The following is an 18,768-nucleotide window of genomic DNA, read 5'->3' as shown; positions in this document are numbered from 1 at the left end:
AGAACCGGCGGCCGTCTTCCGAGGAATAATGCCGCCGAGGGAAGGGCGGCAAGGATCGCGGCCGCTCTCTAGTAGAGGCCGTAGTAATAGGCGGCGAAAAGGGCCGGTTGCGCGATCATGGGCGCTAGCTACGTCGCGCTCGACGTGGCAGTCAAGCCGCCATGACGACCTCTCCGAAAAAGACTCTCCGCGTGCTCGGCTTCATGACCGGCACTTCGCTGGACGCCGTGGACATGGCGGTGATCGAGACCGACGGTCACGACATCCTGTCCTTCGGTCCCGCCGGCGAGATGAAGCTGGACGGCGAGACCCGCGCCATCATCGAAGACGCGATCGATGACGCCTTCGACTGGGAACGCGACGAGGAAGAGCCGGAAAGCTTTGAGGACGCCCGCATGGCGGTGGCCGATGCGCACTTGGCCGCCGCCCTCGGCTTCATGGCTGTGAACGGGGTGAAGTCCAGCGCGCTGGATCTGGTCGGCATTCACGGTCAGACGGTCTTGCACGAGGCGCCGACGCCGGATGCTCCGGGCCGCACCGTCCAACTGATTGACGCCGTCAGCGTGGCCGAGGGGCTAGGCGTGCCGGTGGCCTACGACTTCCGCAGCGTTGACGTGGCGGCAGGCGGGCAGGGCGCGCCGCTGGCCCCCGTCTATCATGCGGCGCTGGTCCGTAAGGCGGGGATGGAGGGGCCGGTCGCCGTGCTCAATCTGGGCGGGGTCGGCAACATCACGCTGATCCATGCACACGGCGGGCTGGAGGCCTTTGACACCGGCCCAGCCAACGGCATGGTCGATCTGCTGGTCCAGTCCCGCATGAAGAAGCGGATGGACGAGGGCGGCCGTCTGGCGGCGGCGGGAACGGTCGATCCGGTCGTGCTGGACGCTTACCTGGCACATCCCTATTTCGCGGCGACCGGGCCGAAGTCGCTGGACCGCTTTGACTTTTCGCTGGACCCGGTGGCGGAACTGTCGCTGGAGGACGCGGCTGCGACCCTGACCGCCTTCGCGGCTCAGGCCGTGGCCCTGGGCGTCGCCCGCTGTTCGGAACAGCCGAAGGAGGTCGTCGTCTGCGGCGGCGGTCGCCACAACCCTGTGCTGCTGGCCGCCATTCGCGAACGTGTCGGCGTTCCCGTCTCTACGGCTGAGGACAAGGGCTGGCGCGGCGACTCGATCGAGGCTGAGGCTTTCGCCTTCCTGGCCGCGCGCTGCCGTCTGGGCCTGCCGATCAGCTTCCCCGGCACGACGGGCGTTCCGACGCCCATGTCCGGCGGCCGGATCGTCGAGCCGGGAGCGGAATAGGTGGCTGCCTCGTCACGCTTTTGGGGCGTCGCCAGCGGTCTGGCGGCGGGGGCTCTGTGGGGGCTGGTCTTCCTGGCGCCCAAGGTCGTGCCAGAGGCCTCGCCACTGCTTCTGACGGCGGGGCGCTATCTCGCCTATGGTCTGATCGCGGTTCTGCTGATCGCGTCGCGTTGGCGGCGGGTGACGGCGGCCCTGACGCGCAAGGCGTGGGGCGCTCTGGTCTGGCTGAGCCTGGCGGGCAACCTGGTCTACTTCGCCTTCCTGGTGGTCGGGGTGCACTACGCGGGCGTCGCGGCCTCGGCCCTGATCGTCGGCATGGTGCCTGTGGTGGTGGCCCTGTGGGGGCTGCGGGACAAGGAGTCGCCGCCGTTGTCGCGTGTCGCGCCGCCTATCGCCGTGGCGGCCCTGGCCGTCGGCCTGATCGGCTGGGAGTCGCTCAGCCAGGGCGGCGGCGCGGCGGCGCAAAGCGGAACAGCCACCCTGATCGGCCTGGGTTGCGCCGTGGCGGCCTTGCTGTCCTGGACCGCCTTCGCCGTAGGCAACAGTCGCTGGATGGGACGCTTGCCTGACGTCACCCCGCATGAGTGGTCGCTGCTGACCGGGGTGGTCACAGGAGGGCTGGCGCTGCTGCTGGTCATCCCGTCGCTGTTCATGCTGGACGGCATGACGGACGACGCCTGGCTGCGCCTGATCGGCGTCAGCGCAGGGGTGGCCATCTTCGCCTCGGTCATCGGCAACGCCTTCTGGAACCAGGCCAGCCGCCTTCTGCCTCTCACCATGCTGGGCCAGATGATTGTTTCCGAGACGTTGTTCGCCTTCATCTACGGCTTCATCTGGGAGCAGCGCGGCCCGACGGTGATCGAGGTCGTCGCCATGATCCTGATGATCGTCAGCGTCGTCTGGTGCGTTCGCGCTCACCGCCCGGCGGCTGTGGCGGCGGCGGAAGGCGAGCACTAGAGAACGACGTAATTCCGTCTTAATCTGCTGTCCAAATTCTTCATCAGGGAGGGACACATGATTGCATGGATCGCCACACTGTTTCTGTTGGGTCAGGCAGAGGTCTCCGCGCCCTCCGATGAACTGAGCGCCGAGGCGCGAGCCCTAATCGCTCCCGTGCTCGAAACAATTGCCGAGGAACAGCGACGACAAGCGCAAGCGCCGCCTCCTCAGGATCACGAGGAACGTTTTCTCCGGATGTATCGCCTGGATCAGATGGGGCGACAGGCGATGCAGAAAGTCGATCTGAGTATTCTTCCTCCGGATCAGGAGCAGGCCGCCAACAAGGCGATGTGGCAGGTTCAGGAGGAGGTGGACGAAGCCAATCTCAACGCCTTGCTCGCCATGCTGCCGCCGGAAGGCTGGTTCCTCAAAAGCCGCTATGGCGAGGGGCCGTCGCAGACGGCCTTTCTCATCATCCAGCATTCAAACCTTGAGCAGTGGCGACGTTTCGTGCCGGTGCTCGAGCCTCTCGTAGCGAAGGGCGAGGTTGATGGGGCGCAGTTCGGTCTGATGTACGATCGGCTGGCCGTGAACGAGGGGCGTCCGCAACGTTATGGGACGCAAGTGACCTGCAAGAATGGGCGTTGGGTCATCGACTACGACAACCTTGAGGATCCCGCGAACGCCGACCGTCGCCGTGCTGAAGCAGGGTTTCCGCATACGCTGGCGCAGTATGAAGCGCGTTTTGCCTCCTGGCCGACTTGCCGCGAAAACTGAGCAACGCCTGCCGTCGCCACGCGTTGAGGTCATAGCGGACCGGGCCCCTCTGGCGACCCTTCATCGCGATGTCGGCCGCGTCGTTGGAAACGGCTCGCGAAGGCGTCGATGGAACTGTTGCTATTGGAGTGGTTGGGCAAGCCCGTCTGGATGTGGGCGGGTTTCCTGACGGTCGTCATCGCCTTGCTGGCGCTGGATTTAGGGCTGTTCAATCGGCGCGATCATGAGATCGGGGTTCGCGAAAGCTTGGCGCTGTCCGCCTTCTACGTCGCCGTGGCTTTGGCCTTCGGCGCGTGGCTGTGGTCATCGCAAGGGGCTGACAGCGCCGTCGAATATCTGACCGCCTACGCTGTCGAGAAAAGTCTGGCGATGGACAATGTCTTTGTCATCGCCTTGATCTTCAGCGCCTTTTCCGTGCCGCGCCTCTATCAGCACCGGGTACTGTTCTGGGGGGTGCTGGGCGTCATCGTTCTGAGGGCGATCATGATCGGCGGGGGTGCGGTGCTGGTCGCCCGCTATCACTGGGTGCTGTATCTGTTTGCCGGGTTTCTGATCCTCACGGGCGTGAAGATGTTCTTTGCGCGCGGCGAGGAAACGGACATCGCCGATAACGTCCTGCTGAAGTGGTTCCGACGACGGATGCGGGTGACGAACGACCTGCACGGGCACGCCTTCTTTGTCCGCACGGAAAGCCGCCGCTCCGGCGAGGTGAAGCTGCACGCCACGCCGCTGTTTCTGGCCCTGGTGACGATCGAGATCGCTGACGTGATCTTCGCCGTGGACTCCGTGCCGGCGGTCTTCGCCATCACGACGGACGCCTATGTCGTCTATACGTCCAACATCTTCGCCATATTGGGGTTGAGGGCGCTCTATTTCGCCCTGGCGGCGGTGATCCACCGCTTCGCCTATCTGAAGCAGGCGTTGGCCGTTCTGCTGGTTTTCATCGGCGGCAAGGTGTTCGCCGCGCCGTTGCTGGGGATCGAGAAGGTGCCGCCCGCCGTCTCCCTGTCGGTGACGGCGGCGATCCTGGCGACAGGGGTGGTCTGGTCCCTGTGGCGGACCCGCGCGGAGGCCGGGCCTCCGCGCTGATCTTCAGGACGTCAGGCCGGCTTTTCAGCTAGGCGTTTGTCCAGATAGGCGCCGACGCGGCGCTCGACAGCGCCGATGTGGTCCTGCCAGAAGTGGGTCGCGCCTTCTTCCAGCTCATAGTCGATGACGATGCCCTTCTGGGTGCGCAGCTTATTGACCACGCGCTCGACCTCGGCCGGGGCACTACCGTGTCGGCCGTGCCATGCAGGAACAGGCCCGAGGCCGGGCAGGGGGCCAGGAAGCTGAAGTCGTAGATGTTCGAGGGCGGCGACACCGAGATGAAGCCGTCGGTCTCGGGACGGCGCATCAGCAACTGCATGCCGATGTAGGCGCCGAACTGATAGCCCGCGACCCAGGTCTGGGTGGCGGCGGGGTTGTTGGCCTGCAGCCAGTCCAGCGCCGTGGCCGCATCGGCCAGTTCCCCGATGCCGCTGTCGAACTCGCCCTGGGACTTGCCCACGCCGCGCGAGTTATAGCGCAGGGTGGCGAACCCGCGCTGAACGAACAACTGGTGCATCGTCAGGGCGACCGGGTTGTTCATATGCCCGCCCGCCTTGGGGTGCGGGTGCAGGATCAGGGCGATCGGCGCATCAGGCCGCTTGCCGGGCGAATAACGGCCTTCGATGCGGCCAGAGGCGCCGGGCAGAATGACTTCAGGCATGGATCGCGGTCCCTACAATCAATAGAGGTTTCGCCGGACGGATAATACTTGACCGAGGAGGTAGGACTTTCTAAGTCCCCGGTGCGTGACGCACTCGCCAGCGAGGCCGGGGGTCTTAGCATGGCCGCCCCGAAAAGCGTTAGAATTTTGAGGTTATAGGGATGCGCCTGTCGACAAAGGGACGTTACGCCGTGATGGCGATGGCCGATCTGGCGAAAAACGGCTCGGGCCGGGCCGTGTCCCTGGCCGAAATCGCCACCCGTCAGGAAATCTCGCTCAGCTATCTGGAGCAGTTGTTCGCGCGTCTGCGCAAGGGCGGGCTGGTGAAGAGCATTCGCGGGCCGGGCGGCGGCTATCGCCTGGCCAAGGGGCCGGAGGAGACGGTCGTGGCCGACATCGTTCTGGCCGTCGACGAGCCGATCCGCGCCACGCGCTGCGCCGCCCACGGCACGCCGCGCGGATGCATGACGGGCGGTGCGCGCTGCATCACCCACGATCTTTGGGAAGATCTGGGCGCCGAGATCCATCGCTATCTCGCCGGGGTCAGCCTGGCCGATGTGATTGAAAAACGCACGAACCGGGCGCGCATGGGTCAGAAGGATCCGGCGTCCATGGAGGCAGCAGCGTGAGCGTATATCTGGATTACAACGCCTCGGGTCTGGTTCGTCCTGAAGTTCAGGAAATCATGGCTAAGGCCTTGGCCGACAACGGCAACCCTTCGGCCGTGCACGCCGCCGGTCGACGCGCCCGAGCTCGTATCGAGACGGCGCGCGCCCAGGTGGCCGATCTGGTCGGCGCCGATCCGACGGCGATCATCTTCTCTTCGGGCGGGACCGAGTCCAACGCCCAGGCGATCCACAGCGCCCTGGCCGCCGGTTGTGAGCGACTGATCGTCGGCGCGACCGAGCACCCTTGCGTGGCCGAGGCCGCCGCCGTCAGCGGCGTTCCGGTCGAAGTTCTGCCGGTGGATGCAGATGGCGTGCTCGATCTGGCCTGGCTGGCCGATGCGTTGGCGCGTCCGGGCCGTGCGGTCGTCGCTATTCATCACGCCAACAATGAAAGCGGCGTGATCCAGCCGATCGCCGAGGCGGCGGCTCTGGCTCGCGCGGCAGGCGGCTGGTTGCATGTCGACGCCATCCAGTCGGCGGGTAAGATTCCCGTGACCATGCGTGTGCTCGGCGCGGACAGCCTGACCCTTTCGGCGCACAAGCTGGGCGGGCCGCAGGGTGTGGGCGCTCTGGTGCTGAGGGACGGCGTTTCGGCCGTGCGCATCCTGCATGGCTCTGGACAGGAGCGGGGCCTCCGCGCTGGAACCGAGAACGTGCCGGGGATCGCCGGCTTCGGCGTCGCCGCCGACTGCGCCGCGCGTGATCTGGACGCCGCCATGGCTCATGTCGCCTGGCGCGACGCGGCCGAGGCCAAGGTCAAGGCGGCGGGCGCGACCGTCATCGGCGGCGCGGTCGAGCGCCTGCCCAACACCCTGTTCATGGCGGTTGAGGGCTGGGACAGCCCGCAACAGCTGATCACCCTCGATCTGGTCGGGGTCATGGTCTCGGCCGGTTCGGCCTGTTCGTCGGGCAAGGTCAAGCCATCCAAGGCGATCAGCGCCATGGGGCTGCATCATCTGGCGACCGGCGGCGTGCGCGTCTCCGGGGGCTGGGGCACGACCGAGGCTGACTGGACTCGCTTCGCCGATGCCTGGGTCATGGCCTGGGACAAGCACAAGGCGCGCTTGCAAGAGCGCGCAAAGGAAATCGCGTAACTTATGGCTATCGTTCAGGAAACAATCGATACGGTCGCGGAGCTGGAGCGATACAAGTACGGCTTCACCACTGACGTCGAGCAAGAGTTCGCCCCCAAGGGCCTGAACCCCGACATCATCCGCTTCATCTCTGAAAAGAAGGGCGAGCCGGAGTGGATGCTGGAATGGCGTCTGGCCGCCTATGAGCGCTGGCTGGCGATGGAAGAGCCGACCTGGGCGGCGGTGAAATACGATCCCGTCGACTATCAGGATCTCTACTACTACGCCGCGCCGGTGAAGAAGGAGGGGCCGAAGTCGCTGGACGAGGTCGATCCCGAGCTGCTGGAGGTTTACGCCAAGCTGGGCATTCCGCTGAAGGAGCAGGAGGTTCTGGCCGGCGTCCAGGGCGCGCCCAAGGTGGCGGTCGACGCCGTGTTCGACAGCGTCTCGGTCGTCACCACCTTCAAGGAGGAGCTGGCCAAGGCGGGCGTGATTTTCATGCCGATTTCCGAAGCCTTGCGTGAATATCCTGATCTGGTGCGTCAGTACCTCGGCACCGTCGTGCCGGTCAGCGACAATTATTTCGCGGCGCTGAACAGCGCGGTCTTTTCGGACGGCAGCTTCGTCTACATCCCGCCGGGCGTGCGCTGTCCGATGGAGCTGTCGACCTATTTCCGCATCAACGCCAGCCAGACCGGCCAGTTCGAGCGGACCCTGATCATCGCCGACAAGGGTTCCTACGTCTCCTATCTGGAAGGCTGCACCGCGCCGATGCGCGACGAGAACCAGTTGCACGCGGCGGTCGTGGAGATCATCGCCCTGGACGACGCCGAGGTGAAATACTCGACGGTTCAGAACTGGTACCCCGGCGACGCCGAGGGCAAGGGCGGCATCTACAATTTCGTGACCAAGCGCGCCGACTGCCGCGGCGACCGCTCCAAGGTCAGCTGGACCCAGGTCGAGACCGGCTCGGCCGTCACCTGGAAATACCCATCCTGCATTCTCAAGGGCGAAGAAAGCTCGGGCGAGTTCTATTCCATCGCCATCACCAACGGCCATCAGCAGGCCGACACCGGCACCAAGATGCTGCACCTGGGCAAGAACAGCCGCAGCCGCATCATCGCCAAGACGGTGTCTGCCGGTAAGTCGGACTCGACCTATCGGGGCCTGGTGTCGATCCACCCGAAGGCGACCGGCGTGCGCAACTTCACCCAGTGCGACAGCTTGCTGATCGGCAAGGAGTGCGGCGCCCACACCATTCCCTATATCGAGGTCCGCAACGGCTCGGCCCAGCTTGAGCACGAAGCGACCACGACCCGCCTGTCCGAGGACCAGCTCTTCTACGCCCAGCAGCGCGGTCTGTCGGAAGAGGAGGCCGTGGCCCTGCTGGTCAACGGCTTCGTCCGCGACGTCCTGCAGGAACTGCCGATGGAGTTCGCCGTCGAGGCCCAGAAGCTGGTGGCGATCAGCCTCGAAGGCTCGGTCGGCTGAGTGAGTTGAAGAAGAAAAACAATGCTTAAGATCAATAACCTGCACGTCTCCGTCGCCGACAAGCCGATCCTCAAGGGGCTGACGCTGGACGTGCCTGCGGGCGAAGTTCATGCAGTCATGGGGCCGAACGGGGCGGGCAAGTCGACGCTGGGCTACAGCCTGTCGGGCCGTCCCGGTTATGAGGTGACGGATGGTTCCGCCTCGTGGAACGGCGTGGATCTGCTGGACATCGAACCGGCCGAGCGCGCGGCGGCGGGTCTGTTCCTGTCGTTCCAGTATCCGATCGAGATTCCCGGCGTTCCGGCTATGACCTTCATCCGCACGGCGCTGAACGCCCAGAAGCGCGCGCGCGGCGAGGAAGAGGTTTCGGCCCCGGCCTTCCTGAAGCTGGTCAAGGCGGCGTCGCAGTCGCTGAAGATGGACTTCGACATGCTGAAGCGGCCGCTGAACGTCGGCTTCTCCGGCGGTGAGAAGAAGCGGATGGAGATCCTGCAGATGGCCCTGCTGGAGCCGTCGCTGCTGATCCTGGACGAGACGGACTCCGGCCTCGACATCGACGCCCTGCGCATCGTCGCCGACGGCGTGAACGCCATGCGCAGCCAGGAACGGTCGATGCTGGTGATCACCCACTATCAGCGCCTGCTGGACTACATCAAACCGGACCGCGTGCACGTTCTGGCGGGCGGCCGCATCGTCGCCTCGGGCGGGCCGGAACTGGCGCATGAGCTGGAGGCGGAAGGCTACGACAAGTTCCTGCCGGAGGCGGCATGAAGGCGCTGGCCCGGCTAGATCTGACCGACGCCGCGACCTTCCCCTCGCGGCGGGTTGAGGAATGGAAATACAGTGATCTGAAGCGCCTTCTTCGTGAAGCGCCTGAACCGTCCGGCACCGCCGTCGTGGGCGCGCCGGGGCCGTTCTATGATCTGGGCGGCGACGCGGTCGTCTTCGCCAACGGCCGCCCGGTCGGGGTGAAGGATTACATAGCCTCGGGCGAGCAGGCGCTGCGCCTGCGCTTCATTTCGGATGCGACCGGCACGGGCCATACGGCGGCGGCGCGCATCGTCGCCCGTCCCGGCGCGCGCCTGCTGCTGTTGGAGACGCATGAGGGCAAGGGCTCGGCCTATGTCGCCCACAACAAGGTCGAGATCGACGTCGCCGCCGACGCCGAAGTTATCCGGATCGTCCTGACCGACGAGCCCGCCGACGCCATTTCTGTGGCCGAGGCCGAGGTGCGGCTGGAGGCGGGCGGGCGCTATCGTCAGACCATCGTCGCCACCGGCGCCAAGCTGCAACGTCTTGAGACCCGCCTGCGCCACGGAGCGGAAGGCGCTGACGCGCGCGTGGACGGCCTCTATCTGCTGAACGGCGCGCGCCATTCGGATCAGACCTCGGTGATCGACCACGTCGCGGCCAACGGCACGACCAGCCAACTGATCAAGGGCGTGGTCCGCGACGAGGCGCGCGGCGTTTTCCAGGGCAAGATCCTGGTTCAAAAGGGCGCCGACGACACCGACGCACGGATGGGCCACCACGGCCTGATCGCTTCGGATCGCGGCGAGATCGACGTGAAGCCCGAACTGATCATCTACGCCGACGAGGTGCAGTGCGCCCACGGCGCGACCGTCGGGACGCTGGACGAAAGCGCCCTATTCTACATGCAGCAGCGCGGCATTTCGGCTGATGAAGCCCGCGCCCTGTTGACCCACGCCTTCCTGATCGAGATCGTCGACCGGATCGAGCACGAAGGCGCCAGAGAGGTGGTGCGGGAATGGCTGACGGCTCGCCTGTGACCAACGCTTCCGTGACGGGGTTCGACCCCTATGCCGCACGCGCGCAGTTCCCGATCCTGTCGCGACAGGTGAATGGAAAGCCGCTGATCTATCTGGACACCGCCGCCTCGGCGCAGAAGCCGCGCGCCGTCATCGACGCCTTGGTCGCGTCGATGACGGGCAGCTACGCCAACGTCCACCGGGGTCTGCACACCCTGTCGAACGAGGCGACGGAGGCCTATGAGCGTGCGCGCGAGATCGTCGCCCGCTTTCTGAATGCGCCGTCGGCCGACAACATCGTCTGGACCAAGGGGGGGACCGAGGCGATCAATCTGGTCGCCAACGGCGTCGGCCTGTCGATCCAGCCGGGCGATGAGATCATTGTCACCGAGATGGAGCACCACTCCAACATCGTGCCGTGGCACTTCCTGCGCGAACGGCGCGGGGCGGTGCTGAAATGGGCGCCGATCAAGGACGACGGTTCGCTGGACATGGAAGCCTTCGCCGCCCTGCTGGGGCCGAAGACGAAGCTGGTCGCCGTCACCCACATGTCGAACGTGCTGGGCACCATCAATCCGGTCGCCGAGATCACCCGTCTTGCCCATGCGGTCGGGGCGCGGGTGCTGGTCGACGGCTGCCAGGGCGCGGTCCACGCGGCGCCGGATGTTCAGGCCATCGGCTGCGACTACTATGTTCTGACCGGGCACAAGCTGTTCGCGCCGACCGGCATCGGCGTCCTGTACGGCTCGACTGAGGCGCTGGAGGCACTGCCGCCGTATCAGGGCGGCGGTGAGATGATCGTCACGGTCGAGAATGAAGGCGTGACCTACGCCAAGCCGCCGCACCGTTTCGAAGCGGGCACGCCGCCGATCTTGGAAGCCATCGGCATGGGCGCGGCGGTCGAGTGGCTGTCGCAATATGATCCGGCGGCGATTCAGGCGCATGAAATGGCCCTGTATCACCATGCCGTCGAGCGCCTGCGGGGGCACAACTGGCTGCGGATTCTGGGCGAGGCGGAAGGGAAGGGCGCGATCCTGACCTTCACCGTCGAGGGCGCCCACGCCCACGACGTGGCCCAGATCATGGACCGTTACGGCGTCGCCGTCCGCGCCGGACTGCACTGCGCCGAGCCGCTGGCGAAAAGACTGGGCGTCAGCGCAAGCGCGCGCGCTTCCTTCGCCCTATATAACACCATGGAGGATACAGACGCCTTCGTGGACGCGCTGATCAAGGCGCGGAACTTCTTCGTGTGACGAGTATGGACGCCAAGACCGACAACGCGATCAGCGACAGCGACGCCTTCGCCGCCAGCTGGGATGAGCCTCAGAAGAGCGCCCTGTCTCAGGCTGAGCTGGACAAGCTGACGGACGACCTGATCGAGGCGCTGAAGACGGTGTACGACCCGGAAATCCCGGTCGACATCTATGAACTGGGCCTGATCTACAAGGTCGACGTGTCTGACGACCGGGACGTGCTGGTCGAGATGACGCTGACAGCGCCGGGCTGCCCCGTGGCGGGCGAGATGCCCGGCTGGGTCGAGACGGCGGTGGCCAAGGTCGAGGGCGTGCGCAGCGCCAAGGCCAACCTGGTGTTCGATCCGCCGTGGGACTCCTCCAAGATGAGCGACGAGGCCAAGCTGGCCCTGAACATGTTCTGAGGAGGCCCTGATGACCGAACTTCAGACTGCGACGACCCGGCCCCGGCGGCCCCGGCCCAAGGCGGTGACCCTGACGGACGCCGCCGCCGCGCGCGTGCGCGAAATCATGGACAACGCCGAGAAGGATTACGTCGGCCTGCGCGTCGGCGTGAAGAACAGCGGCTGCGCCGGGCAGGAATACACCTTCGCCTATGCGGAAGAAGCCCTGCCGCTGGACGAGGTGGTCGAGGACAAGGGCGTCACCATCCTGATCGAGCCCAAGGCCGTCCTGTTCCTGATCGGCACCGAAATCGACTATGAGGTGACGAAGCTGGCCTCGAAGTTCGTCTTCCGCAATCCGAACGAGACGGACGCCTGCGGTTGCGGCGAGAGCGTCACCATCATCCCCGCCGCTGCTCTGGACGCCGACTGACATGATCCGATTGGAGGGGGTGACCCGGCGCTATCGCAGCGCGGCGGGCGACCGCACGGCGCTGGACGCCGTCGATCTGCATGTCGCGCGCGGCGAGGTGTTCGGCGTGGTGGGCCGTTCGGGGGCGGGCAAGTCTACCCTGATCCGCGCCATCAACCGGCTGGAGACGCCTGATGCGGGCAAGGTCTTCGTTGATGGGCAGGAAATTACCGCCCTGAACGCCGCCGAACTGCGCGCCGCGCGGCGCGGCATCGGCATGATCTTCCAGCACTTCAATCTGCTGAACGCCAAGACGATCGAGGACAACGTCGCCTTCCCCTTGCGGCTGGAAGGGCGGCCTGAGGCTGAGGTGAAGGCGCGGGTGAGGGAGCTTCTGGCCCAGCTGGGGCTGGCCGATCATGCCAAGAAGCACCCGTCCCAGTTGTCGGGCGGCCAGAAGCAGCGCGTCGGCATCGCCCGCGCCCTGGCCTGCGGGCCTAGCGTCCTGCTGTGCGACGAAGCGACCAGCGCCCTCGACCCCGAGACGACCGAAGACATCCTGACCCTGCTGGACGGGCTGAACCGCGATCTCGGTCTGACCATCGTCCTGATCACCCATCAGATGGAGGTGGTGCGCCGCGTCTGCGATCGGGTGGCGGTGCTGAAGGACGGCCGGATCGTGGAGCAGGGCGCGACGGCCGACGTCTTCCTGCACCCCCAACATGCCGTGACCCGCGCCATGCTGGCCGAGGGCGAGGAGGCGGTCGACGCCTCGGTCGCGCCCGCCGGGGCGCGCATGGCTCGTCTGACCTTCCGTGGCCCGTCGACCTATGAGCCGGAACTGAGCCGCGTCGCACGCACGGCGGGCGTGGATTACTCAATCCTGTCGGGCCGGATCAGCCGCATCCGGGGCGAGCCCTACGGTCAAATGACGGTCGCCTTTACTGGCGGCGACGCCGAGGCGGCTCTGGCGCAACTGGCCGCGCGCGGCGTCGTGGTGGAGGCGGTCTGATGTTCGCCAATGTGGACTGGGCCGATATCGGCAAGGCGACGATCGACACCCTGCTGATGCTGGGCGGGTCGATGGTGTTGACGGTGATCCTGGGCGTGCCGCTGGGCGTGCTGCTGTATCTGTCGGGCAAGGGGCGGCTGGCGGCCAATCCGGTGCTGAACGCCTTGCTGTCCTTTGTGGTCAATGTGCTGCGTTCGGTGCCCTTCATCATCCTGCTGATCGTCATGCTGCCGGTGACGGTGCTGCTGGTCGGCACCTCGCTGGGCGTGGCGGGCGCCATTCCGCCGCTGGTCGTTGGTGCCGCGCCCTTCTATGCGCGCCTGGTCGAGACGGCCCTACGCGAGGTGGACAAGGGCGTGGTCGAGGCGACCCAGGCCATGGGCGGCTCGACTTTCCAGATCGTGACGCGCGCTCTGTTGCCCGAGGCCATGCCAGGCATCATCGCCGGCGCGACCGTCACCGCCATCGCCCTGGTCAGCTACACCGCCATGGCGGGCGTAGTGGGGGCGGGCGGTCTGGGCGACCTGGCCATCCGCTTCGGCTATCAGCGGTTCCAGACCGACGTCATGGCCGTGACCGTAGTTCTGCTGCTGATCCTCGTACAAATTCTGCAGATGATCGGCGACCGTCTGGTCGCTAAGGTCTCGCACCGCTGATTTTACGAAAGCCTGCCCTATGATCCGCCGTTCGCTGCTGCTGTCCGCCGCCGCTGTCCTGACGCTCGCCGCCTGCAGCCAGGGCGCGGACAAGAAGGCGGGGGCCGAGGGCGCGCCCCTGCTGGTCGGCGCCACCGCCGTGCCGCATGCCGAAATCCTCGAGCAGGTGAAGCCGATCCTGGCCGCCGAGGGCGTGCCGATCGAGATCAAGGTCTTCAATGACTACGTTCAGCCGAACGTGCAACTGGCTGAAAAGCGGCTGGATGTGAACTACTTCCAGACCAAGCCCTATCTGGACGAGTTCAACACGGCGCGCGGCACGAGCTTGGTCACTGTGGTCGGGATCCACGTCGAGCCGCTGGGCCTGTATTCGCGCAAGCACAAGGCGCTGGCCGATCTGCCGAACGGCGCCCAGGTGGTTCTGCCCAACGATGCGTCGAACACCGGTCGCGCCCTGCTGCTGCTGCAGGCGGCGGGCCTGATCACCTTGGCGGATCCGCAAAACCCGCTGCAAACGGTGCGCGACATCGCGACCAATCCCAAGGGGCTGAAGTTCCAGGAGGTTGAGGCCGCGACCATCCCGCGGATCCTGCCCCAGGTGGACGGCGCGGTGATCAACACTAACTACGCCCTCGACGCCGGGCTGAAGCCCAAGACCGACGCGCTTCAACTGGAAGGCGCCGACAGCCCCTATGTGAACTATCTGGTCGCCCGCCCGGACAATCAGAACGACCCGCGCATCCAGGCCCTGGCCAAGGCCCTGCGCGGTCAGGCGATCAAGGACTTCATCGCTTCGAAGTATGAAGGCGCTGTGATTCCGGCGGCCTAGGCTGCGGCGTTGACCGCCTCGGCCGCGGCGGCGGCCTTGGCGGCCTCGTCCGGGGTGGAGACAAGAATGGCGGGCGTGACCGGCTGACCCGTCGCCTCGGCGATCAGTTCCGCCGTCTTGCCTTCCACGGCGGCTTCCAGCCGTTCCAGGAACTCGGCCTTGGGCAATCCGGTCGGGATCGGTTCGAGGAATTCCAGCGTCGCCGTGCCGGGGTTCTTCCGGTACTCTTCCAGCGGCCAGAACAGGCCCAGGTTGGTCGCCAGCGGCACGACCGGCATGTCGAAGTCGCGATACATGTGCCAGACGCCCGAGCGGTAACGGTACTTCTCGCCGACCTTGGCCAGATTCCCTTCCGGATAGATCAGGATTTTGCGCCCCTCGCGATTGGCGTCGGCGGCGCGTTCCTTGAGCGCGGCGCGGGCGGCGTGGCCGCCGCAGTTGTTGACGACGATGGCGCCCAGCTTCCTCAGCACGGTTCCCAACAGGGGGAACTTCTCCAGATGGTCGCCGGTGACGAAGGCCACGTCGTCGAACTGATCATAGGTGGCGAAGCCGTCGCCCCAGCTCTGGTGCTTGGAGGCGATGATGAAGGCGCCGGTCGGGATTCGTTCCTTGCCGCGCGTCTCGATGCGGATGCCCGCGAACAGGCTCATGGCCTGCACCATGCGCCGGACATAGCGGCGGATGATCCAGCTTGTAGCCTTGCGGCCCGGCGCCAGGGCTGCAAAGGCTGCGGCCAGACCGTAGGTGATGGAAAGCGCCCAATAGGCGATGTTGAACAGCAGGCTTCGCATTGGGCGACTATGCCAGCCTGCCGTTCAGAGGCGAGCGTAAAGTGAAGCCTGGAGGATCAGCGCAGCGGTTGACCCGCGCGGATACGGGCGATGACGGCTTCCAGTTGCGCCTGAGGCATGCCGCCGGGGATCAGGTTGCCGTTGATGATGAAGGCGGGGGTTCCGCTCAGGGCCAACGCCGAGGCTTCGCGCGTATTGCGCAGGATCACCGCGTCGATCTCTTCGCGGTGCGTGGCCAGGTCGCGATCCAGCTCGTTCATGTCGACCCCGGCCGCGCGTGCGAGGCTGCGCGCCTGCTGGTCGGTCTCGATACGCCCCTTGGCGCCCATGAAGGCCTTGTGCACCTCATGGTACTTGCCCTGGTAGTTGGCGGCCATCGCCAGACGGGCCACGTTCTCGGACACGGCGCCGAAGATGGGCCATTCCTTGTAGAGGATGCGCACCTTGGGATCGGCCTTCATCAGGCCTTCCAACTCTGGGATCATCATTTTGCAGTAGGGGCAGTTGTAGTCCATGAAGCCGATGATGATGATGTCTGCGTTCTCGGCGCCGATGAACGGCGTCGCCGGATCGCGCAGCAGGTCGCTGAAGCCGACTTCCGCCACCATGGGTAGATCCTGAGCGCCCGACGTCCCAGCCGCGGCGACGGTCGCCGGAGCATTGCCAGCGTCGGCCGGACCGCACGCGGCCAGGGTCAGGGCGACGGCGAGCTTCACTGCGAGGGCGGGGTTCTTCATCGGGTCAAGCTTTCCTGCTTCGTTCGACGCGCGGATGCACGATCAGGTCGGGGAGGGACCGCGCCAGGGCGACGGTTGATGCTTCTTGGTCGAGGCGTCCGCTTAAGTCACGCTTAAGGCGGCGGGCGACGCCTTGTTCAGGCGGGCGATCTCGGCGGCGACCTGTTCGGGCGCGATCTCGCCCATGTGCGCCTTCGCCAGCGTGCCGTCCGCATGAAGGAAGAGCGTCACCGGAATGCCGACCGTCCGGTAGTGGCGCGGCAGGGCCATGCCGGTGTCGAACAGGACGTGCCGTAGGGATAGGCCCTCGCGCGCCAGGTATTCGCCGACCGTCTCCCGGCTCTCGCCCTGATTGATGAACAGGAAACGGATGCCGGGGTGAGACTGCTCGGCTTGCGCCAGGGTTGGCATCTCTCGGCGGCACGGCGGGCACCAGGTCGTCCAGATGTTGATGACGGTGGGCTGATTGACGGACTGGGCCAGATCGATCGGCGGGCCTTCCAACTGGACCAGGGTCAGTTCGGCGGGAGGCAAGGGCTCGGTGGCCGAAGCCAGTTGATGCGTCGTGACCCAGACCAGCGCAGCCGCCGCCACAGGGGCGATGGCCCAAGCGCGTTCCTGCCGGGTCTTCAGAAGCAGGAAGGTGGCCAGCGCGACGAAGGGCAGAACCCACAACCAGGCGAATCCGTCCTGCCACACGGCGAAGGCGCGCATGGGATCGCCGCTGAAGTACTCCCAGTGGGCAATGACATGGGCCAGGCGGGCGACGGCGACGCCGCCGATTGCGACGACCGTGCTCCACAGGTTGAAGCGGCCGCTGATCCGGCTGACCAGGATGCTGGAGCCGATCATGAAGACGATGACGCCGGCGATGATGGCGAAACGCTCGCCGGACAGGACCAGGGGGCCGAGCGACAGGCTGTTCATTCGGCGGCTCCTGCACGTTCCAGCGAGGTCAGGACGGCGCGGGCCGAGGCCTCGCCGATCAGGCGGCTTTCGGCGGCTTCCTTTGAGGTTCTGGACAGGAAGATCATGGTCGGCGGCCCGACGACGCCATATCGGTCGAGCAACTCGCGTACTTCGGGCGTGCTCTGGGTCACATCGACCTTGATCAGGTCGACAGCGCCGAGTTCGGCGAGGACTTCATCGTTCTGGAAAACCTCGCGCTCCATGACGCGGCAACTGACGCACCATTCCGCGGTGAAATAGACCAGAGCGGGGCGAGACTTAGCGGAGGCTTGGGCGACGGCGGTCTCAAGCGCAGCATTGTCGGCAACCACGACCGCCGGAGCGGCTGTGAGAGAAGAGACGCCGTCGGCCGCGAGCGCGGGGCGAGCCAGCGGGGCCAGGGGCCGCCAGGGACTGACGGCGTCGAGGCTGACGCCTATCAACAGCAGTACGCCCCAGACGGCGGCGATCAGGCCGGCCGCGCGAGCGACGCTGTTCAGGACGCCCGACGCCGCCGGGCGGAACAGGCCCAGGGCGGCGGCGGCCGCGAAGCATAGGGCTGCGCCCAGAGATAGGGTCGCGACTGGCGGCAGGATGCGGCTGGCCAGCCACCAGGCCATGCCCAGGAAGATGAAGCCGAAAACGATCTTCACGCGGTTCATCCACGCTCCGGCCTTGGGCAGGAAGCGCGCGCCCGCGGCTCCGAAGACGATCAGCGGCACGCCCTTGCCCAGCCCCAGAAAGAACAGGGCGGCGGCGCCGAGAAGCACATCCCCAGTCTGGGCGATATAGAGCAGGGCTCCAGCCAAGGGAGCGGTGACGCAGGGGCCGGCGATAAGCGCCGACAGGAAGCCTAGCCCAGACGCCGAGACCACGGAACGCCGTCCCGTCCCGGTGTCGCGCGACAGGCGGCTCGTCCAGGCTGAGGGCAGTTGAAGCTCGAAGGCGCCGAACATGGAAACTGCGAGGACTGTGAAAACGACGGCCAGGCCGCCTACGGCCCAGGGCGATTGCAACACCATCTGCAGGTTCTGACCCGACCAGGCGGCGGCGACGCCCAGCAGGCCGAAAGCCACAGCCAGACCCAGGACATAGGCGACCGACAGCAGCAGGCCGCGCCGGGTGCCTTGCCCGTCCACGCCCCGTCCGATGACGCCCGCCAGGATGGGGTACATGGGAAAGACGCAGGGCGTGAACGCCAGCAACACGCCGAAGCCGAAAAAGGCCAGCAGCACCCAGACCGTTCCTCCCTGGCGCGACAGCCGGTCAACGAAGCCCTGATCCTGTTGCAACTGGATGGCGGCAGCGGAGAGGACGACATCCGGCTCAGATGAATCGATGAGCACAGGTTCCGCTTCGGCGCTTTCTGCGGCGTCGGTCGTCTGAGCCGCCGGTGTCTTCTGCAAGGCGAGTACGGCTGCGGCCTGGGCCGTTGCGGCTTCGGCCTCGCGCGAGGCGATGCGGGCGCTCGGCAGAGCGGGGACGTCGACCGTTCGCGTGGTCGGCGGATAACAGATCGAGTTTTCCAGGCACCCCTGGTAGGTGATGTTGATCGACGCGGGATCGTTCGCGCGCTTCAGCGCGTCCGCCGACAGAACCGCGCGCCCAGCATCGCGCCAGATGTCGACGACGCCGAATCCGGGGTCGTCCTTCTTTTCTCCGGCTCGAAGGCGAAGGGGAAGCGCAGTCTTGCCGTCCGGCGCCGTGGCGGCCGTATGGTCCTTGTAGAGATAGTGCCCCGGCGCGATCTTCCAGGCGAAGATCAGGTCGCCGTCGACTTCACGCGAAATCTGAAGGGTGAACGCCTCTTCAGGGGAAAGCAGAGGCTGGCCGAAGCTCTGACCTAGCCCCTGGGCCAGGCTCGGCGCCGGAGCTGACAGCATGAGGACGGCCAGGGTCGCCAGGAGGCGCGAGAAAATGATCTTCATACCTGTTTGGGTCGGAGAATGAGCTTAAGTCAGGCTTAAGCCGAGGTT

General features: G+C 66.1%; 20 protein-coding genes. 15 read left to right on the top strand and 5 right to left on the bottom strand.

The genetic code is table 11. The annotated features are described in order from the left end of the window. The first annotated feature begins 161 nt into the window (after positions 1 to 161). The 4 genes from FGL25_RS07950 to FGL25_RS07935 all read left to right on the top strand — a co-directional run bounded on the left by FGL25_RS07950 (position 162) and on the right by FGL25_RS07935 (position 4,106). Entirely contained in the window at positions 162 to 1,301 is a 1,140-nt protein-coding gene (locus FGL25_RS07950) for an anhydro-N-acetylmuramic acid kinase (protein WP_138141395.1), read from the top strand. Then, positions 1,302 to 2,258: a DMT family transporter gene (locus tag FGL25_RS07945; RefSeq protein ID WP_138141394.1), complete on the top strand. Its 957-nt coding sequence runs from the start codon at positions 1,302 to 1,304 to the stop codon at positions 2,256 to 2,258. 57 nt (positions 2,259 to 2,315) lie between these two features. Next, positions 2,316 to 3,017: a DUF6624 domain-containing protein gene (locus tag FGL25_RS07940; RefSeq protein ID WP_252970087.1), complete on the top strand. Its 702-nt coding sequence runs from the start codon at positions 2,316 to 2,318 to the stop codon at positions 3,015 to 3,017. 108 nt (positions 3,018 to 3,125) lie between these two features. After that, complete coding sequence (locus FGL25_RS07935; protein ID WP_138141393.1) at positions 3,126 to 4,106, top strand: TerC family protein; 981 nt, start codon at positions 3,126 to 3,128, stop codon at positions 4,104 to 4,106. A 28-nt stretch (positions 4,107 to 4,134) separates the two neighbouring features. Here FGL25_RS07935 and FGL25_RS07930 read toward each other — a convergent pair whose 3' ends face one another. Continuing rightward, complete coding sequence (locus FGL25_RS07930) at positions 4,135 to 4,767, bottom strand: alpha/beta hydrolase (protein WP_354702801.1); 633 nt, start codon at positions 4,765 to 4,767, stop codon at positions 4,135 to 4,137. A 161-nt stretch (positions 4,768 to 4,928) separates the two neighbouring features. Between FGL25_RS07930 and FGL25_RS07925 the strand changes: the two genes are divergently transcribed. From FGL25_RS07925 to FGL25_RS07875, 11 genes are read left to right on the top strand one after another with little or no spacing between them, the layout of a single operon-like run. Continuing rightward, positions 4,929 to 5,396, top strand: a complete 468-nt coding sequence (locus FGL25_RS07925; RefSeq protein ID WP_046653966.1) for an Rrf2 family transcriptional regulator — start codon at positions 4,929 to 4,931, stop codon at positions 5,394 to 5,396. Next, positions 5,393 to 6,529: a cysteine desulfurase family protein gene (locus tag FGL25_RS07920; RefSeq protein ID WP_138141392.1), complete on the top strand. Its 1,137-nt coding sequence runs from the start codon at positions 5,393 to 5,395 to the stop codon at positions 6,527 to 6,529. The genes FGL25_RS07925 and FGL25_RS07920 overlap by 4 nt, the downstream gene beginning before the upstream one ends. A 3-nt stretch (positions 6,530 to 6,532) precedes the next feature. Then, the gene (gene sufB / locus FGL25_RS07915) at positions 6,533 to 7,999 is read left to right on the top strand and encodes a Fe-S cluster assembly protein SufB (RefSeq protein WP_046653969.1); all 1,467 of its coding nucleotides are present in this window, start codon (positions 6,533 to 6,535) and stop codon (positions 7,997 to 7,999) included. A 21-nt stretch (positions 8,000 to 8,020) separates the two neighbouring features. Beyond that, a complete protein-coding gene (gene sufC / locus FGL25_RS07910; protein WP_046653971.1) occupies positions 8,021 to 8,770 on the top strand; it encodes a Fe-S cluster assembly ATPase SufC in 750 nt (249 codons plus the stop codon). Next, positions 8,767 to 9,789: a Fe-S cluster assembly protein SufD gene (gene sufD / locus FGL25_RS07905; RefSeq protein WP_138141391.1), complete on the top strand. Its 1,023-nt coding sequence runs from the start codon at positions 8,767 to 8,769 to the stop codon at positions 9,787 to 9,789. The genes sufC and sufD overlap by 4 nt, the downstream gene beginning before the upstream one ends. Continuing rightward, entirely contained in the window at positions 9,768 to 11,021 is a 1,254-nt protein-coding gene (locus tag FGL25_RS07900) for an aminotransferase class V-fold PLP-dependent enzyme (RefSeq protein WP_138141390.1), read from the top strand. The genes sufD and FGL25_RS07900 overlap by 22 nt, the downstream gene beginning before the upstream one ends. 5 nt (positions 11,022 to 11,026) lie before the next feature. Continuing rightward, entirely contained in the window at positions 11,027 to 11,425 is a 399-nt protein-coding gene (locus FGL25_RS07895; protein WP_088411695.1) for an SUF system Fe-S cluster assembly protein, read from the top strand. A gap of 10 nt (positions 11,426 to 11,435) precedes the next feature. After that, complete coding sequence (locus tag FGL25_RS07890) at positions 11,436 to 11,837, top strand: HesB/IscA family protein (RefSeq protein WP_040345340.1); 402 nt, start codon at positions 11,436 to 11,438, stop codon at positions 11,835 to 11,837. Between the two features lies 1 nt (position 11,838). Then, the gene (locus tag FGL25_RS07885; RefSeq protein ID WP_138141389.1) at positions 11,839 to 12,828 is read left to right on the top strand and encodes a methionine ABC transporter ATP-binding protein; all 990 of its coding nucleotides are present in this window, start codon (positions 11,839 to 11,841) and stop codon (positions 12,826 to 12,828) included. After that, positions 12,828 to 13,484, top strand: a complete 657-nt coding sequence (locus FGL25_RS07880; RefSeq protein WP_003164848.1) for a methionine ABC transporter permease — start codon at positions 12,828 to 12,830, stop codon at positions 13,482 to 13,484. Before FGL25_RS07885 ends, FGL25_RS07880 begins: the two co-directional genes overlap by 1 nt. Before the next feature lie 19 nt (positions 13,485 to 13,503). Further along, the gene (locus FGL25_RS07875) at positions 13,504 to 14,313 is read left to right on the top strand and encodes a MetQ/NlpA family ABC transporter substrate-binding protein (RefSeq protein WP_138141388.1); all 810 of its coding nucleotides are present in this window, start codon (positions 13,504 to 13,506) and stop codon (positions 14,311 to 14,313) included. On the opposite strand, the gene FGL25_RS07870 is transcribed toward FGL25_RS07875, so the two are convergent. The 4 genes from FGL25_RS07870 to dsbD all read right to left on the bottom strand — a co-directional run bounded on the left by FGL25_RS07870 (position 14,310) and on the right by dsbD (position 18,720). Then, complete coding sequence (locus FGL25_RS07870; protein ID WP_138141387.1) at positions 14,310 to 15,107, bottom strand: lysophospholipid acyltransferase family protein; 798 nt, start codon at positions 15,105 to 15,107, stop codon at positions 14,310 to 14,312. The genes FGL25_RS07875 and FGL25_RS07870 overlap by 4 nt on opposite strands. Positions 15,108 to 15,163: 56 nt before the next feature. Next, positions 15,164 to 15,844, bottom strand: a complete 681-nt coding sequence (locus tag FGL25_RS07865) for a DsbA family protein (protein WP_138141386.1) — start codon at positions 15,842 to 15,844, stop codon at positions 15,164 to 15,166. Positions 15,845 to 15,946: 102 nt separating this feature from the next. Beyond that, positions 15,947 to 16,771, bottom strand: a complete 825-nt coding sequence (locus tag FGL25_RS07860) for a TlpA disulfide reductase family protein (protein WP_138141385.1) — start codon at positions 16,769 to 16,771, stop codon at positions 15,947 to 15,949. After that, positions 16,768 to 18,720 (bottom strand): protein-disulfide reductase DsbD, encoded by a 1,953-nt coding sequence (dsbD, locus tag FGL25_RS07855; protein WP_138141384.1) that lies wholly within the window; start codon positions 18,718 to 18,720, stop codon positions 16,768 to 16,770. The genes FGL25_RS07860 and dsbD overlap by 4 nt, the downstream gene beginning before the upstream one ends. Between the last annotated feature and the right edge of the window lie 48 nt (positions 18,721 to 18,768).

It is taken from the genome of Brevundimonas vancanneytii (genome assembly GCF_901421975.1).
Lineage (GTDB): Bacteria > Pseudomonadota > Alphaproteobacteria > Caulobacterales > Caulobacteraceae > Brevundimonas > Brevundimonas diminuta.
The sequence above is the reverse complement of the archived record's forward strand: the minus strand, read 5'-3'. Positions and strand labels throughout refer to the sequence as shown.